Source organism: Pseudanabaena sp. SR411 (assembly GCF_002251945.1).
In the GTDB taxonomy this organism is placed as follows: domain Bacteria; phylum Cyanobacteriota; class Cyanobacteriia; order Pseudanabaenales; family Pseudanabaenaceae; genus Pseudanabaena.
In genome coordinates, this window is record NZ_NDHW01000061.1 from 25,652 (window position 1) to 41,647 (window position 15,996).

General features: G+C 41.8%; 17 protein-coding genes. 13 read left to right on the plus strand and 4 right to left on the minus strand.

Annotated elements, in window-relative coordinates:
* Positions 1 to 25: 25 nt before the first annotated feature.
* The 8 genes from B9G53_RS04525 (at position 26) to B9G53_RS04560 (ending at position 7,780) form a co-directional block, all read left to right on the plus strand.
* Positions 26 to 475 (plus strand): DUF29 domain-containing protein, encoded by a 450-nt coding sequence (locus B9G53_RS04525; RefSeq protein ID WP_094529631.1) that lies wholly within the window; start codon positions 26 to 28, stop codon positions 473 to 475.
* Positions 475 to 1,518 (plus strand): S-layer homology domain-containing protein, encoded by a 1,044-nt coding sequence (locus tag B9G53_RS04530; protein WP_094529633.1) that lies wholly within the window; start codon positions 475 to 477, stop codon positions 1,516 to 1,518. The genes B9G53_RS04525 and B9G53_RS04530 overlap by 1 nt, the downstream gene beginning before the upstream one ends.
* Positions 1,519 to 1,546: 28 nt before the next feature.
* Positions 1,547 to 2,170, plus strand: coding sequence for a type I restriction endonuclease (locus B9G53_RS04535; RefSeq protein WP_094529635.1), 624 nt, complete (start codon positions 1,547 to 1,549; stop codon positions 2,168 to 2,170).
* A 348-nt stretch (positions 2,171 to 2,518) separates the two neighbouring features.
* On the plus strand, positions 2,519 to 2,743 hold the full coding sequence (locus B9G53_RS04540; RefSeq protein ID WP_094529637.1) for a DUF2997 domain-containing protein: 225 nt from the start codon (positions 2,519 to 2,521) through the stop codon (positions 2,741 to 2,743).
* A gap of 263 nt (positions 2,744 to 3,006) precedes the next feature.
* Positions 3,007 to 3,705, plus strand: a complete 699-nt coding sequence (locus tag B9G53_RS04545; RefSeq protein ID WP_094529639.1) for a PHP domain-containing protein — start codon at positions 3,007 to 3,009, stop codon at positions 3,703 to 3,705.
* Positions 3,706 to 3,900: 195 nt separating this feature from the next.
* Positions 3,901 to 5,403: an FAD-dependent oxidoreductase gene (locus tag B9G53_RS04550; RefSeq protein ID WP_094529641.1), complete on the plus strand. Its 1,503-nt coding sequence runs from the start codon at positions 3,901 to 3,903 to the stop codon at positions 5,401 to 5,403.
* Between the two features lie 114 nt (positions 5,404 to 5,517).
* Positions 5,518 to 6,246: a winged helix-turn-helix domain-containing protein gene (locus B9G53_RS04555; protein WP_094529643.1), complete on the plus strand. Its 729-nt coding sequence runs from the start codon at positions 5,518 to 5,520 to the stop codon at positions 6,244 to 6,246.
* A gap of 430 nt (positions 6,247 to 6,676) precedes the next feature.
* Positions 6,677 to 7,780 (plus strand): late competence development ComFB family protein, encoded by a 1,104-nt coding sequence (locus B9G53_RS04560; protein WP_094529645.1) that lies wholly within the window; start codon positions 6,677 to 6,679, stop codon positions 7,778 to 7,780.
* Here B9G53_RS04560 and yidD read toward each other — a convergent pair.
* On the minus strand, positions 7,769 to 8,017 hold the full coding sequence (gene yidD / locus B9G53_RS04565; protein WP_094529647.1) for a membrane protein insertion efficiency factor YidD: 249 nt from the start codon (positions 8,015 to 8,017) through the stop codon (positions 7,769 to 7,771). The genes B9G53_RS04560 and yidD overlap by 12 nt on opposite strands.
* Before the next feature lie 115 nt (positions 8,018 to 8,132).
* Here yidD and aguB point away from each other — a divergent pair, with 115 nt between their 5' ends.
* On the plus strand, positions 8,133 to 8,987 hold the full coding sequence (gene aguB, locus B9G53_RS04570) for an N-carbamoylputrescine amidase (RefSeq protein WP_094529649.1): 855 nt from the start codon (positions 8,133 to 8,135) through the stop codon (positions 8,985 to 8,987).
* 34 nt (positions 8,988 to 9,021) lie between these two features.
* On the opposite strand, the gene B9G53_RS04575 is transcribed toward aguB, so the two are convergent.
* The gene (locus B9G53_RS04575; RefSeq protein WP_094529651.1) at positions 9,022 to 9,795 is read right to left on the minus strand and encodes a metallophosphoesterase family protein; all 774 of its coding nucleotides are present in this window, start codon (positions 9,793 to 9,795) and stop codon (positions 9,022 to 9,024) included.
* Between the two features lie 325 nt (positions 9,796 to 10,120).
* On the minus strand, positions 10,121 to 10,351 hold the full coding sequence (locus B9G53_RS27905) for a hypothetical protein (protein WP_217901511.1): 231 nt from the start codon (positions 10,349 to 10,351) through the stop codon (positions 10,121 to 10,123).
* Between the two features lie 15 nt (positions 10,352 to 10,366).
* On the opposite strand from B9G53_RS27905, the gene truB reads away from it, so the two are divergent.
* On the plus strand, positions 10,367 to 11,206 hold the full coding sequence (truB, locus tag B9G53_RS04580; RefSeq protein WP_254923550.1) for a tRNA pseudouridine(55) synthase TruB: 840 nt from the start codon (positions 10,367 to 10,369) through the stop codon (positions 11,204 to 11,206).
* Between the two features lie 117 nt (positions 11,207 to 11,323).
* Here truB and htpG read toward each other — a convergent pair whose 3' ends face one another.
* Positions 11,324 to 13,219 carry a molecular chaperone HtpG gene (htpG, locus tag B9G53_RS04585; protein ID WP_094529656.1) on the minus strand — a complete coding sequence of 632 codons (1,896 nt, stop codon included), beginning with the start codon at positions 13,217 to 13,219 and terminating at the stop codon, positions 11,324 to 11,326.
* 244 nt (positions 13,220 to 13,463) lie between these two features.
* On the opposite strand from htpG, the gene B9G53_RS04590 reads away from it, so the two are divergent.
* The 3 genes from B9G53_RS04590 to ftsZ all read left to right on the plus strand — a co-directional run bounded on the left by B9G53_RS04590 (position 13,464) and on the right by ftsZ (position 15,993).
* On the plus strand, positions 13,464 to 13,730 hold the full coding sequence (locus tag B9G53_RS04590; RefSeq protein WP_141211707.1) for a hypothetical protein: 267 nt from the start codon (positions 13,464 to 13,466) through the stop codon (positions 13,728 to 13,730).
* A 24-nt stretch (positions 13,731 to 13,754) separates the two neighbouring features.
* On the plus strand, positions 13,755 to 14,567 hold the full coding sequence (locus tag B9G53_RS04595; RefSeq protein ID WP_094529660.1) for a cell division protein FtsQ/DivIB: 813 nt from the start codon (positions 13,755 to 13,757) through the stop codon (positions 14,565 to 14,567).
* Positions 14,568 to 14,706: 139 nt separating this feature from the next.
* Positions 14,707 to 15,993, plus strand: coding sequence for a cell division protein FtsZ (gene ftsZ, locus B9G53_RS04600; RefSeq protein WP_094529661.1), 1,287 nt, complete (start codon positions 14,707 to 14,709; stop codon positions 15,991 to 15,993).
* Positions 15,994 to 15,996: the final 3 nt, after the last annotated feature.

Below are 15,996 nucleotides of genomic sequence, written 5' to 3' on the forward strand. Positions count from 1 at the left end.
CTAAAAAAACAAATAAAGAAATGCTATGAACACAGGACTATACGAGACAGACTTTTATGGCTGGACTTTGGAGCAGTCCAAGCTTCTGTCCTTAGGGCATTTAGATAGCTTGGATTTGTTGAATTTGGTTGAGGAAATAGGGGGTTTGGGGAAGCAAAAGCAGCAAGAATTATCGAATCGCTTGGGTGTATTGATTGGACATCTTTTGAAATGGCAGTATCAACCCACAAAGCGATCTCGCAGTTGGCAGGTCACAATTCAGTTGCAAAGAGAAGAAATTCAAGATCTGTTAGCGGATAACCCTAGCTTAAAATCTTACTTAGATAAAGCCCTGCTTAAGGGATATCGCTTAGGATTAGCGCTAATTTTGGCGGAAACCCCAATCAAGAAAAGTATCTTGCCCAATGAATGTCCTTATAGCCTTGAGCAGTTGCTTGACTTGAGTTTTCCTGATGATATTGGTGTGGAATTTTGATGAAGTTCAAATCTCGGTTAATTGCTAAAACTTTCAAATTTTTGCTGTTTGGTCTTACCACTTATTTCCTCACGGCTTGCCAAGGTTCCAATCTCGGCAGTTCTTTGGAAAACGCGATCGCTCCTGCTAGTCCATCATCTTCTGAGTCGATCACTGAAAATCCTAATCAACCAACACCGATCACTACATCACCCAGTCCCAAACCAACTGCAAAACCTGAAATAAAGCCTGAAATAAAGCCAACTAATTCTTCTACTAGTTCCATTAATCCTGTTAATCGCTGGTCTATCCCAATGAAAGCGATCGCCCTACAGTCCTTACCGCAAAAAACAAACCCAGCAAAAAACTCACTCAAAGAACTATTTTTTATAAACTTTACTAATTCCCAAAAGCAATCTGTTGAATTTAGTGATTTGGACACAGCACCTGCTCCACTTAAGAATTGGATTAAAGACTTAAATAAATTTGGAACAATCACTCCCAAAACTGGACAACAATTTAAGCCAAATATTTTAGTAGCTCGTCGTGAATATGCCAGATGGTTATTAGAAACCAATAATCGCCTCTATAAAAATCAACCTAGCCGCCAAATCCGTCTTGCTCAACCAACTGATAGCGCTAGTTTTACGGATATTCCTAATAATCATCCTGACTTTGGCATCATTCAAGGCTTAGCCAATGCAGGGCTAATTGGTGGAATAGGCGATCGCTTTCGTCCTAATGATCCACTATTAAGGGAAGAGCTTGTGCAATGGAAAATCCCCCTCGATCTAAGACAACCCTTGCCCAGTGCAACCTTAGAGTCTGTTAGCCAATCATGGGGATTTAAAGATAGCGATCGCATTAGTGAGAATGCTTTGAATGCAATTTTTGCCGATGCTCAACTGCGCGATCTCTCGAACATTCGACGTAGCTTTGGCTTTACAACCTTATTACAACCGCAGAAGCCCGTTACCCGCGCTGAAGCAGCCGCTTCACTCTGGTATTTTGGTACTGCGGTGGATGGGGTCTCAGTTAGTAAGGTCTTAGAAACTGAGAGATAATTAATATTATGGAAACAGGAGAAAGGCAATGGTTCAAACCTTACAAGCTTCAAAGCTCAGCTTATATGATGTCAAAAACAAATTTCACTTACATCAAGATAGAAACGATACATTTTTTACTGACTTATTAGTTTCGGCTCCCGCGCTTAGTGAATTTGAGAAACAGCAACTGGATCGCACAAGGCAACAATACCTTTATCTTGCGGATCGACCACTGCTAGAAGTAACCGTCAAGATGGTTACCTTGTCGCCATTGCTTTCCCTAGCAGGTTTTTATGATCCGCCTTTTTATACGACCCTAGAAGAATCGATCGAGTTAGTGTCTCAGGATGGAGTGGAAGTAGTACGAGGGCAGATTGATGTCCTAGTGCTACAACAATCCATCTGGATATTGGTAATCGAAGCCAAAAGCATTCAATATGATGTGATGGTTGCTCTGCCGCAGGCTTTGACTTATATGATTTCTAGTCCTAACGCTACCAAGTCAAGATTTGGATTGATTACTAATGGACGAGAATTTCGCTTTATCAAACTAGATTGTGAAGCTGAACCAATTTATACCCTATCCAAAGTTTTTTCCCTATCTGAGTCAGAAAATCAGTTGTACGAGGTACTACAAATTTTAAAATCTCTTGGTCAGTTAGTTATTTGACTACCCTCTTACCCAAGAATTAGTGGTGCATCGCAACGAAAGCGAAAAATAGGAAGAATCGCTTAGCGATTCTTCCTATTTTCGTCATGTCTATATCTCACGTATCAAGTCCAACCCCAAATAAACGAAGGTGGCGCTTTGCGCCGCCTTCGTTTATTTGGGTTTTACATCCTTAGCAAAACTTACATTGATACATTTCCAGTGCAACTCCAAAAGCGGGATAGAGGCACTTCACGCCGCCATCCTGCTTTTGGGCAAAATGAAAAGCCACTCTTTTCATTTTGCAATTTTTGATATAGAGACGCTAGAATATTAGCAATTGTTATTGTTGAGAAAATTATATAGATTATGTCGCAGTATCAACGTATCGAGTACTTAATCGGGAAAGATGGCAAAATCGTTGAGCGAGCGATTGACATATCTGGCAGTGATTGCGTTGCGATCACTGCGGAAATTGAGTCGAATTTAGGGAAAGTCGAAACTCGCCAATTATTATCCAGTTATTACGAGACCTCTGGACAAAATCTTGACCGCAATGCGATCGAGCAAGTTCAGTATGATCAATTACCCTAATTTGCTGTAGATACGTGTGCTATTTAGGTTGTATTAGTGAACCTAAATGTTTTCTAAAACTTATTGAATTTACCTACTGCTTGAGTCTTGCTAACTTTCCCGATAGCAATGATTTAGGCACTCACAGGTAAATGTAATTGGCTCGCCAATTAGCTCAGTTTGAGAATTTATTTCAATAAAGTTAAGATGCTTGCCCTGATCTGGGTAAAATTGTGATCAAGAAATTAAGAATTGTTAAAGATTTGCTTATGTAGAGATTTGCCATGGTGATTCAAACTCCCCTGTTGATATCAGAGTCGAGCGCAACTAAAAGGCTGCGAAATATTTTTGCGTCCGTTGATGCCATGAGTTGTCCGCATAGGCTGAATTTTCATCTGCATACGGTGCATTCTGACGGAAAAATGCAGCCAGTGGATTTGATTCAGCAGGCGATCGCTTTACGGGTCTCTGATCTTGCCATTACCGATCACCATGCGATCGCAGGATATTACATTGCCAAAAAATATCTTGATCGATCAATCAGTCAATCTAGCGATCCCCAATCTTTGCCAACACTTTGGTCAGGTATTGAGGTGAATGCCAGCCTAATTTTTACAGAAGTGCATATTCTGGGCTATGGATTTGATCCCGAACATAAGGCGATGCTTCCCTATTTGCAGGGTAAAACTACCGCAGGTTTAGACTATCAAGCAATTAGTGTAATTAAGGCGATGCATTTGGCTGGGGGCTTGGCGGTGTTAGCGCACCCTGCCAGATATCGGCGATCGCCTGAAGACTTGATTCCAGCCGCCGCCGCCTTAGGCATTGATGGTGTAGAGACTTATTATGGCTATGACAATAGTGATCCTTGGAAACCAAGTCCTCGCCAGACCGAAGAAATTCGCCATCTTGCCGAATCCCACGGATTAATGCATACCTGTGGAACTGACTCCCACGGGTTTAAAATTAGTAAAAGACTTTAAATAAGAAGCCATGCTTAGCAGGGCTTCTTATTTGTTGCATTGTCTGCTTTTCCCCTATGGCTAAAGTATAACTACTGGGACAAATCAAAACCCAAGAAGCAAGTAGCGGCGCTTAGCGCCGCTACTTGCTTCTTGGGTTTGTATACTAAAAAGACAGGCGACAGCAAAACAATCAGAATTATCGTTAAGGGAAAAATGACCGAAAAACCAAAAGTAATCGTCGTTGGTGCAGGTTGGGCGGGACTAGGCGCAACCTATCAACTCACCAAACAAGGCTATGACGTAACCTTATTAGAGGCGGGATCGCAAGCTGGGGGACTGGTTGCAGGATGGAAAACAGAAAAGGGGCGATCGGTCGAAGCAGGAATTCATGGATTCTGGTATCCCTATCGTAATATTTTTTCCCTAGTCAAAGAATTAGAGCTTGATCCTTTCACGCCTTGGACGAGATCAGCGCAATACTCTCCCGCAGGTTTAGAAGTTGAATCCCCAATTTTTCAAGACTTGCCGCGATTACCTTCACCCCTTGGCACATTTGCCTATACGAAGTTTAAGAGATTGCCATTAAGCGATCGCCTCTCAGCATTGCCTTTAATGTATGCTGTCGTTGATTTTGATAACTCTGACGATGCATGGAAGCGTTACGACGGTATCACTGCCCGAGAACTATTCCGTCAATATGGCGTATCGGAACGGCTTTATCGCGAATCCTTTGAGCCAATGCTGTTAGTTGGTTTATTTGCCCCAGGGGAACAATGTTCGGCGGCAGCGGCTTTGGGAATGCTGTATTACTTTATCTTGGCGCATCAAGCAGATTTTGATGTGGTTTGGTGTCGTGGCACTGTCGGCGAAAAAATCTTTAAACCTTGGTGCGATCGCATTAAAGATCTTGGCGGCAAAATCCTCACCGATCGCCGCGTTAGTGATGTACAGGTTGATAATTCTGGCAAAGTTACGGGAGTAATTTGTGGCGATGAAAGCTTTGAAGCCGATGCTGTAATTTTTTCCGTAGGCATTTCGGGAATGCAGAAAATTGTCTCTAGTAGCCCTGCTTTGCAAAAACGTAGAGAATTTCGTAACTTGATGAACTTAGGTGCGATCGATGTGTTGGCTGTAAGGCTATGGTTCGATCGCAAAATCAAGATTCCCCGTCCATCCAATGCCTGCTTTGGCTTTGATGTGACTACGGGCTGGACATTTTTTGATCTCAATGCGCTCCATGATGAATATGCTGATGAGACAGGCTCCGTAATCGAAGTCGATTTTTATCACGCAAATCAATTTTTGCCCCTTGATAATCAGGAAATTGTGGCGATCGTTCAGAAATATCTGGCTTCTTGTTTACCAGAATTTGAGATAGCCAAAGTTGTTGATAGTAGCGTAATTCGATTGCCTCGTGCGGTGACCCATTTTGCCCCTGGTAGTTATCAGCATTTGCTGAGAGAGATTACTAGCTTTCCCAATTTATATATGAGTGGAGATTGGATAATTACCAGTCATGGCTCATGGTCACAGGAAAAAGCCTATGTCACAGGTCTAGAAGCTGCAAATCTAGTCATTCAACAATTTAGTCATGGCAACATGACTCAGATTTTGCCGATTGAATCCGATGAACCTCATATCCAGATTGCGCGATCGCTCAATCAGACGCTAAGAAACATGGCAAAATCCTTGATTCCTAATTTCTCACTGCCATAATAAGTTTGAATTTTGTTGCGCCTACGCCACAACAAAATTCAAACCTGAATTCATAATTAGCCTGTAATCAATGTAAAATTGGATACGGTTAGACCAACCTAATAAAACTTTTTTATGCTCTTAACAGAACAATCTCCCTCGACTCCTAAAAATACTGTCGGTTGTGTCTTAGTGGTGGAGGACGAAGCGATTATTCAAGAGGCGATCGCATTATCTTTGCGTGAAGAAGGTTACAGCGTTTTACTAGCTGAAGATGGTTATAGTGCTTTGCAAATTGCGAAAACTGCGGCAAGACTAGATTTAGTAATTTTAGATGTAATGTTGCCATCGATAAATGGACTAGATTTTTGCCGCATTTTGCGTCACGAAGGCAATAATGTCCCTGTATTGATGATTAGTGCAAGAGGTAATGAATCTGATCGTATTGTGGGCTTAGAGGTGGGAGCCGACGATTACCTTAGTAAGCCTTTTGGAATGCGAGAACTCGTAGCACGTTGCCGCGCCTTACTACGCCGTAGCCGTCGTGATTTTGTGGCAACTAATGCCACAGTTTATAAGTTTGGCGATATCACCATGTATCCCGATGAGTGTCGGGTTACGATCAACGAAACGGAAATCAATCTTTCTCCAAAAGAATTTCGGTTGCTGGATCTATTTATGAGTCATCCGCGTCGGGTGTGGTCACGGGAGCAGCTATTAGAAAAAGTCTGGGGAGTGGATTTTGTTGGTGATAGCAAAACTGTAGACGTTCATATCCGTTGGTTACGCGAAAAAATCGAAGTTGATCCTAGTGATCCTAAGCATATTGTGACTGTTAGAGGCTTCGGCTATCGCTTAGGATAGATATAGGGAAGGGAGTCTTCGACTCCCTTCCCTATATTTTGAGAATGGCGGCGCTTTGCGCCGCCATTCTCTTTTTGGGTTTGATTTGTTCTAACTAATTAAATACAAAATATTTATAATTTTTCTGCTTTTTTATAGCTTTTCTGACTTTTTTAGTCCTTATTTTACTATACAAGTTAAGCGATTTGTACGGTTAATTTATTGATAGTTTTTTGATAGATTGAATCCTACCAATAAAGTCTAATAAGTAAATTTTCTAAAATATATTACATGTTATGGTTTGGGGGATTCCAAGAATATCATTTATATTTTAATTGGATATTTTTGCGATAATCATATTAATTAATAAAGAAAATCAAGCTAAAAAACTTTGTTATTTTCTAAATACTAAGCATCCTAATTACTATGAATTCTAAGCAAGTAAAAAGTTATGCCTATATTTATCAATGTCTTAGAAGAGATTATTGTTAAAGAAGTTAGAATTCAAATAGAAGAACTCCGCCCAGAAATGCAACCCAAGGTTAAAGTTGCAGAAGTTGTAGCTTATGCACTTAATCGACTACCACCTTTATTTGCCACTTCAATGATTGGCTGGAAATATCAATATGACTATGCTTTAAACGAATTACATCCTCAGATTGCTCAAACAATCAAGCATGGTATCAAAGCTATTTTATTTGGTGATCCATTGCATGACACTACGCCTTTACCTAAGCATTTATTTCTAAATAGTGCAGGAGTTCTACATCAACTCAATCAACTTCTCAAACGTAAATATTTGCGGTGGCGAGATGTCCCCGTTATCGTTAAGGAAATGTCTGATAAATGCTCGCAATTTAGCCAAATCAATAACTTTGAAGATCAAACAATAATTCAAGGGCTTGAAGAAACTCGATTACAAGATGTTAATCATTTAAATCGCCAACATCGAGCAGTACTTTCTAGCTCAAAACGGTTTATGCAAAAGCAGCTAGTTCAAAAGCAGGAGGAAGCCTTTCGACTAGAATTGGAAAAGGCTTGGGATTCTCATATTAAGTCCTGCGAAGGTTCATGGTCTAGTGATAAACGGGCTAAGGATGCCCTAGAAATGGAATATAGGGCGTTAGAATCCTATACTTTGGAAGCCCAACTCGGACTAATAAATGTATTAGAACACCTTGTATTTTTAGTAATCGAGAAAGCGACACCTCCTGAACTAAATCAGCAATTCAACAAAAGTGAGGTAGCCGCCTATGCGCTCAATCGATTGCCAGCAATGTATGCCACTAGTGTGCGTGGGTTTCGCCATTTGAGACAAAAAGCTATTTCCGAACTTTCTCGCGAACTAATTGGCACAGTGCGTAATGGCATCATGAAAGTCCTGAAAATCCCCCATACAGATTTGCAACCGATCGCTGCTTATCGCTTTACTCAAGAATATGAACAAGCAATTTTAGATTTACGGACTTTTTTAGGACGCAATGACATTACTCTGCATAATGTTGTGGCGATCGTGCAAGATTTGTTGCTGTGTCAATCTGCGTCAAGGAACTGATGTTGACTCATCTTGGTGAACCAATAGTTCTGGTACAGGATCGTATCCACCAATATTCCAAGGATGACAACTACAAATCCGTTTAACAGCTAGCGTCCCTCCCTTGGCTAAACCAAAGCGATCGATCGCAGTCACTGCATATTGCGAACAAGTAGGCTGAAACCGACATCTTGGTGGAAATAATGGTGAAATAAATAATCGATAAAACTGAATCAATAAAATGACAAGTTTTTTCATGAATTTTTTCGTGACTGCGCTAGGCTATTGATAAAGCTGTCGCCACCTCACGCTTTTTCGGGTTTAGTGCAACAGCTACATATCTCCATTTTAACGTTTCTATCCTAATATTCTGATGTCATCCTCTAAAAATGTCACGATCGCTGTTATTCAAGCATCTCTCAATGCTGATATCGCTACTAACGTCAATAAAATATCCGACTTAGTTAGCAAAGCAGCCTATCAAGGCGCACAGGTAATTTTGCCACCAGAATTATTTGAAGGGTCATACTTTTGTCGGGAAGAACGCGATTACTTTTTTGATTGGGCGCAACCTGTAGAAAACCATCCGACGATCTCCCATTTTCAAAAGCTGGCTCAAGAACTAAATGTGGTAATTCCTGTTTCATTTTTCGAGAAGTCAGGACAGGTCTATTACAACAGTCTTGCCATGGTTGATGCCGATGGCTCATTGTTGGGAGTCTATCGCAAAAGTCATATTCCCGATGGACCTGGTTACGAAGAAAAGTTTTATTTTCGTGGTGGTGATACAGGCTTTAAAGTCTGGGACACTGCTTTTGGCAAAATTGGTGTGGGCATTTGCTGGGATCAGTGGTTTCCTGAATGTGCCAGAGCGATGGTATTGATGGGAGCCGAAATTTTGCTATACCCAACGGCGATCGGTTCCGAGCCTGAGGAACCAAATCTGAATACTAAAGATCCTTGGCAGAGAGCGATGATTGGTCATGCAGTCAGCAATGTAATTCCTGTAGCTGCGGCAAATCGGATCGGACTAGAGGGAAATCAAACTTTTTATGGTCATTCCTTTGTCGCTAACCATCGCGGCGATAAGGTTGCTGAGTTAAATGACACTGAAGAAGGCGTGATCTTAGCCAATTTCGATCTCGATCAAGTTCGACTTAATCGCGCTTCCTTTGGATTTTTTCGCGATCGCCGCCCAGATTTATATCAGGTTTTATTGTCACCCTAAAAAATAGAGATGTCACAAAGCGACATCTCTATTTTTAAACCCAAGACCAGCGTCGCTTTTGAGCGTTGGTTTTGCCAATTTCCAGTCTTTGCGATCGCGTCGGCATTGGCTCAATCACAGTCGTAATATCGGATAGTGAATTTACCCTCAACTCATGGGTAAAGGTATTACATTGATAGACTGTTGCCGTATCAATATCCAGAGCCGATAGCCATCCACTTTTAGGGTGATAACCACCAGTATCAATATCCAGCCATCCCTTTCCCAGTACTAAATTCCCTGGTTTCACCCCTGGAAAAACAAAGGTGATTGTATGTCCAGTGATAATAATTTTGTCTTCAAAGAAAGGCTCAGTGGCACTATGAAATTCTTCGCGAATCCAGCAAAATTCAGCCGCACCCTGCAATTCGAGCGGTAGATTGGGGTTTAAGCCAGCATGGACTAGCCATACATCACCCAAATCCATATAAAGCGGCAATTGCTGCATCCACTCTAAATGTGATTCTGGCAGATTAGCGGCTCCATAACTTTCTAGGGTTTTAGAACCACCATTTAATATCCATCCCTTCCAGATCAATGATTCTTCGTTACTGCCAAAAGCATCAAGACACATTTGCTCATGATTTCCCTTGAGGCAAATGTGATTATTGTCCATCACCCAGTTTACAACGTCAGCACTACGCTCGCCGCGATCAATCAAGTCGCCCAAAAAAAATAGTTTGTCAGTAGGAACGCACTTAATGAAGTCAATTAACTTCATTAAGCCATCAAATTGACCATGAATATCGCCGAATACAAATCGAGTCAACTTATCTCACCCCATATCACAAATGGTGAAGCTAAAAACACATAGTATTGAAATCTAACGACAGGTATGCATGAGGTGTAGCGGTCTAGCATATTTTTCAAGACAGATACAACTTTGAAGAAACTTTATCTTTGATATCTACTGTTTATATTTTAGGACAGATTTTCCTTGCTTTAGTTTCATTTTGTTTCTTGTCATCATAGGAAGTTTCGTACTTTATCACAATCATAGGACATACACCCTAGACAGTGTAAGCAACATACTACTCATCCAGCAATTCTATTTATAAAAATCGGTTTTTTGAAAGCCCGCCGTTGGCGGGCTTTCAAAAAACCGATTTTGTTGTTTCCAGCGCCTTAGGCGCTGGAAACAACAAAATCAGTTTCATAATGAGAATTGCTGCTAACCATCCTTGCTTTACTGAGTTAATACCAAAACACAAAACAGCTATGCCGTTTTGTGTTTTGGTATTAATTAACAAGCGTCGCAGTTTTTTGTAATTTTTATGTTCAATGGATTTATTAGTATCGATAAGCCGCCGTTTATTACGGCTCATGACTGTGTAAGCAAGTTGCGAAAGTTACTCAAACAAAAGAAAATTGGTCATGGCGGTACTCTTGATCCGATGGCGACAGGAGTTTTACCGATCGCCGTTGGTAATGCCACCCGACTTTTAAGATTTTTACCAGAAGGCAAAGCCTATGAGGCAAAAATTCGCTTTGGGCTGGTTACCAATACCGATGACATTACAGGTGAAGTACTTAGCGATCGCCCCTGTCCAACTTTAACGCTTACCGAAATTCAAAAATTCCTACCTTCATTTCAAGGCAAAATTACTCAGCGTCCACCTGCTTTTAGTGCAATTCAAGTTAATGGTAAACGTCTTTACGATTTGGCGCGTCGAGGGGAGATCACATTAGATGACGTACCAATGCGTGAGGTAGAAATCACCGAAATTCGGATCTTAAATTGGGCTGAAGGGGATTATCCAGAATTGGATGTAGCGATCGCCTGTGGGTCAGGTACATATATTCGCTCGATCGCGCGGGACTTAGGAGAAAAGCTGGGTTGTGGGGCGACTTTATCGGGGCTAGTTCGCACTTATAGCAATGGTTTTGATTTAGATTCTAGTTTGACGTTTGATCAGGTTGAGGAGCTTTTGCGATCGCATAGTCTCGAAGTACTTGCACCTGATCATGGCTTACATTTCTTACCTGTAGTTTCGCTTAACGAAGATGAGACAAAGCGTTGGTGTATGGGGCAAGCGATCGCGATTCCCGATAATTTTTCTAACTTAGGCGCAGAAAATATTTATTTACGAATGTGTGACCAGAGTCAGAATTTTCTAGGTGTTAGCGAAGTTGTCGAAGCTGGGATGCAACCGATAGTCGTTTTACATCCCATAAATTAGATTTATAGCCACAACTTGTATCAAGACAAATCAAAACCCCAAAAGGAGATGGCGGCGCTTCGCGCCGCCATCTCCTTTTGGGGTTGAAAGGACGCAAAGCGTCCTTTCTCTTTTAGATTAGATTTTGCTAGTCAATTTAGTTAGCAATTGATTAGAACGCTGTAAGAAGCCCTTCATGCTGTCAGCATCAAAGCTCTTTTGTGCCATCAGAGCCAAGTCGTAAACATGGGTACAAATCAAGTTAGCAAGATCCGCAGATTCTGACTTACCATCAACTAAAACTTGACTGCTATCAAGCTCAATCAACTTCTGCATAAGCGGATGAGCCGTATTTACCAGCAAAACATGATCTTCAGGGAAACTCACCGTACCTTGTTGCATCAACGCCATCATCTCCTGCATCCGACGTGCTGATTCTGGCAGCAGAATGATTGCAGGTGGGGCAGAAGCCACATCTTCCGCTTTGATAGCTTCAGTGCGAATTACCAATTTAGGTTTATTCAATGCGTCACGGAAAATATCTTGGAGATGATCGCTCTTAGTTTTATTGGTCTTCGGATCGACAATTTCGGTTTTTGATTCCTTATCAACTAGGCGATCGTCAATTTCGGCATCAACACGCGCAAATTTAATATCTTTAAATTCGCGCTCAAGGAAATTAATGAAGTGGCTATCAATAAATGCGTCAAAAGTCAGCACTTCTAGTCCTTGGTTTTTATGCAATTCCACATAAGTACCTTGGGCGATCGGATCAGAGGTGTAGAATACTTGGTTTTCGTGTTCTGCCTTGTTACGCTCTAGATAAGCTTGCAAGGTTGTGTAGTTACCGCTTTCGCTCTTGACTTCATCAGATTCACTAGTGGTGGCATACACTAGGATTTCCTTGACTTGCTGATAGAACTTATCGCTATTCATCGAGCCGAACTTCATGAAGATGCTAATATCTTGCCAACACTTCAGAAATTCTTCACGGGAGTCGCTATAGAGAGAAGTAAGGCGATCGCCTACTTTCTTCGCAATAAAGTCTTGGATCTTGCGAACCTTTGGATCACCTTGTAAAAAGCTGCGTGATACGTTCAAAGGAATGTCAGTACTATCGATCGCCCCACGCAAAGGCATCAAGAACTTAGGAATCACATCGTCGCAATTGTCGCTGACAAAAACGTGATTACAGAACAACTTGATTTGTCCACGATTTGGATCAATATCCGCCTTCATTTTGGGGAAATAAAGAATTCCCTTAATCACAAATGGATAATCTGTATTTAGATGAATCCAGAATAGAGGATCGTCTTGGTAAGGATAGAGATAGCGATAGAACTCTAAATATTCTTCATTGGTAACTGATTTAGGAGACTTGTCCCAAAGTGCTGTTTGCTTGTTGATGACTTCATCATTTAGCTTGATCGGCACGGGCATAAAGTCGCAATAGTTACGAATCATCCGCTTGATCGATGCTTCTTCTAGATACTCCTCAGCATCTTCTTGCAAGGTCAAGGTGATCGTTGTACCTACACCTGCGCGATCGCTATCATCAATTGTAAATGTGGTCGAGCCATCACAAGCCCAATGGACTGCTTCCGCACCCTCTTTATAGGATCTTGTATCAATTTCAACATTGCTCGCCACCATAAAGGACGAATAAAAACCTAAACCAAAGTTACCGATGATTTGTTGATCACCCGTACCACTGCTGGCGTACTTAGTGGCAAATTCTTGGGCGCTAGAAAAAGCAACTTGGTTAATATATTTCTTTACTTCATCTGCAGTCATGCCGATGCCAGTATCAGCGATCGCTAGCGTCTTTTTTTCTTTATCAATTGTGACAACAATTTCGGGCTCGGCGGAGTGATTAGTCTCGCCAGCGTAAGACACCATCTTGAGTTTGCTAATGGCATCTACGGCATTAGAGATCAATTCCCGCAAGAAGATATCTCGCTCTGAATATAAAGCCTTCTTGATAATGGGAAAGATATTCTCGGTATGAATGCTGATCGTTCCCTGCTCTTGCATATCGCGCAAAGCTCCTAATTATTACTAAATGTTGCTGAATTGTTAATCAAGCCTGATTATACCGAACCAATAGCAACATCAAATCCCATAGGGTTGTCGCGTTCTCCGTACCTTAGCTGTAAAAAGTCAGCGCGAAGCGCTGACTTTTTGCAGGGGTTTATGAAGGTTTGCAAAGCAAATCTATACATTTTTGTAACTCTAGTTGAAAAACCTGATTTGCTCCTCTATTGTGATATCAGCACTTTTGAATCAAACATTTACAGATATGGCGATCGCAGCAGTTATCTACATCTCAGTGTCTGTACTTTTAGTAATAAGTGCAGGTATATTTTTTGTTAAAGCTATCCAGTCTTTAATAGACAAAAAGCAACCATCAAATTACAAGCGTACAGAGCAAGTAATGTTTTTGCGCCCCACATCCAATGATCCCTTAGCTATTTCCAACCGACGCGAAGAAATCATTGCTATGCTGGAACGGCAATTTGCTAGTAGCCCATCATCTGACTCCTAGCACTATGAACAGGTAGGAGCAAAGATGACGGTTGAATTCCCTATCTCCACTGGAGAGGCAGACTATGTGGCCCGCCGCAAACAACTGCGAAAACAACGCCGCCTTCGCATCTTTCAACGTATTTGGCAGTTAACATTCATCACGGGACTTACGGGCGCAATGCTTTGGATTGCCATGCTCCCAGAGTGGCAATTACGCAGTGCCAATCAAATTGAAATCGAGGGTAACAAGCTCCTCTCCAAGGAAACTATCAAGAGATCTTTGGCGATTCAATATCCCCAATCAATTTTTCAAATTCAACCCCAAGCGATCGCTACCCAATTAGAGGCAACTGCCCCAGTTTCTAAGGTTTTGGTTTCACGCACTATTTTTCCTTCTAAGTTAACTATTCAAGTCCATGAACGCTTGCCGATCGCTAACTCTACACGCAAAGGTCAGCAAGGTTTTCTAGATGCCGAAGGTATATGGGTTTCTGCGAAAGCTTATCCGTCAAATATTACTAAACCCAATCTTGTGATCTTAGAACCAAATAATCGATCAATCAGCCAATGGTCAACGCTGTATCGCCAAATTAGCCAGAGTCAGGTCAAAATTTCTCAAGTTGATGCTCGCGATGAATCAAATCTAATTTTGACTACAGAGCTAGGGCTGGTATATTTTGGCACATACAAGCCATCACTCTTTAGCACACAGTTAGAGACACTTGATCGGCTCAGGACATTACCTGAAAAACTGAAATCAAAAAGTTTTAGACACATTGATATCAGCCAACCTAGCAATCCAATTTTAGAAATGAATATGCCAACAAAAGATAAATCTTCTGAAACAAAATCCTAAATTGTCGTTTTAAGGCTATTATTATTTTTTTCTGGTAGGTTTAAACTGTTACTCGAACTTCTGACTCGAATGAGGTTTAAGCTTAGCAAAATCTAGAGAGCATCAGTAAAACGATTCTATTTATGACATCCCTCGATAAATGACATCTCAAAATGACTGGTCAGATTTGGACTCAAATGGTTCGGAAAACGGAGAAGTAGACGTGCAAATGGATGAACTTTCTGAGTTTTCAAATAACTCTAGACTACACCTAAGTCACTCTCACAATCGTATGAAGCAGCAGTTAGGCGTTGATACAAAAGCGGATAATATCATGTTGGGCAGTGTTGCAAAAATTAAGGTAATTGGTGTTGGCGGCGGCGGCGGCAACGCTGTAAATCGCATGATCGCGAGTGATGTAGTTGGTGTAGAGTTCTGGTCGTTTAATACCGATGCTCAAGCACTACTTCAATCATCTGCTTCTAAGCGCTTTCAGATGGGTCAAAAACTGACCAGAGGTTTAGGTGCTGGTGGTAACCCTGCGATCGGGCAGAAAGCCGCCGAAGAGTCGCGTGATGATATTGCTGCTGCCGTTGAAGGAGCCGACTTAGTATTTATCACCGCAGGTATGGGGGGTGGCACAGGTACAGGAGCCGCACCAATCATCGCTGAGGTCGCCAAAGAAGCAGGCGCTTTGACAGTTGGTATAGTCACACGCCCGTTTACCTTTGAAGGACGACGACGTGGTCAGCAAGCTGAAGAGGGTATAGCTGGTTTACAGAGTCGCGTTGACACTCTGATTGTGATCCCCAACGATAAGCTCCTCTCCGTAATTTCTGAGCAGACCCCAGTCCAAGAAGCTTTTAGAGTTGCTGACGACATCCTGCGTCAGGGTGTGCAGGGGATATCGGACATTATCATGATCCCCGGTCTGGTTAACGTTGACTTTGCGGATATTCGAGCCGTTATGGCAGATGCAGGATCAGCAATGATGGGTATTGGCATCGGTTCAGGCAAATCCAGAGCCAGAGAAGCAGCGATGACCGCTATTTCCTCACCTCTACTAGAAACCTCTGTTGAAGGAGCTAGTGGTGTCGTCTTCAACATCACAGGTGGTGAAGACATGACTCTCCATGAGGTCAACGCCGCCGCGGAGACAATCTACGAAGTCGTTGATCAAAATGCCAATATTATTTTTGGGGCAGTGATTGATCCCAAGTTAGATGGAGAGATTCGGATTACAGTAATTGCCACGGGATTTGCTCCTAAAACTCATCCAGCGATCCCCCCACAAATTTCTAAAAAAGTTCAGCCTCTACCACCACCTAACCCAACAACTAGACCGTCATCTGCTGCAATGCCCACTACATCTCAGTCTGAGATCAAACTTAGTAAGCCAGGACTAGATATTCCAGATTTTTTACAGCGCCGCCGTCCCCCTAAATAAAAG

Coding starts and splice junctions, on each gene's coding strand:
- B9G53_RS04525 (WP_094529631.1), top strand. CDS start 26: ATGAACACAGGACTATACGAGACAGACTTTTATGGCTGGACTTTGGAG.
- B9G53_RS04530 (WP_094529633.1), top strand. CDS start 475: ATGAAGTTCAAATCTCGGTTAATTGCTAAAACTTTCAAATTTTTGCTG.
- B9G53_RS04535 (WP_094529635.1), top strand. CDS start 1,547: ATGGTTCAAACCTTACAAGCTTCAAAGCTCAGCTTATATGATGTCAAA.
- B9G53_RS04540 (WP_094529637.1), top strand. CDS start 2,519: ATGTCGCAGTATCAACGTATCGAGTACTTAATCGGGAAAGATGGCAAA.
- B9G53_RS04545 (WP_094529639.1), top strand. CDS start 3,007: ATGGTGATTCAAACTCCCCTGTTGATATCAGAGTCGAGCGCAACTAAA.
- B9G53_RS04550 (WP_094529641.1), top strand. CDS start 3,901: ATGACCGAAAAACCAAAAGTAATCGTCGTTGGTGCAGGTTGGGCGGGA.
- B9G53_RS04555 (WP_094529643.1), top strand. CDS start 5,518: ATGCTCTTAACAGAACAATCTCCCTCGACTCCTAAAAATACTGTCGGT.
- B9G53_RS04560 (WP_094529645.1), top strand. CDS start 6,677: ATGCCTATATTTATCAATGTCTTAGAAGAGATTATTGTTAAAGAAGTT.
- yidD (WP_094529647.1), bottom strand. CDS start 8,017: ATGAAAAAACTTGTCATTTTATTGATTCAGTTTTATCGATTATTTATT.
- aguB (WP_094529649.1), top strand. CDS start 8,133: ATGTCATCCTCTAAAAATGTCACGATCGCTGTTATTCAAGCATCTCTC.
- B9G53_RS27905 (WP_217901511.1), bottom strand. CDS start 10,351: ATGAGCCGTAATAAACGGCGGCTTATCGATACTAATAAATCCATTGAA.
- htpG (WP_094529656.1), bottom strand. CDS start 13,219: ATGCAAGAGCAGGGAACGATCAGCATTCATACCGAGAATATCTTTCCC.
- B9G53_RS04595 (WP_094529660.1), top strand. CDS start 13,755: ATGACGGTTGAATTCCCTATCTCCACTGGAGAGGCAGACTATGTGGCC.
- ftsZ (WP_094529661.1), top strand. CDS start 14,707: ATGACATCTCAAAATGACTGGTCAGATTTGGACTCAAATGGTTCGGAA.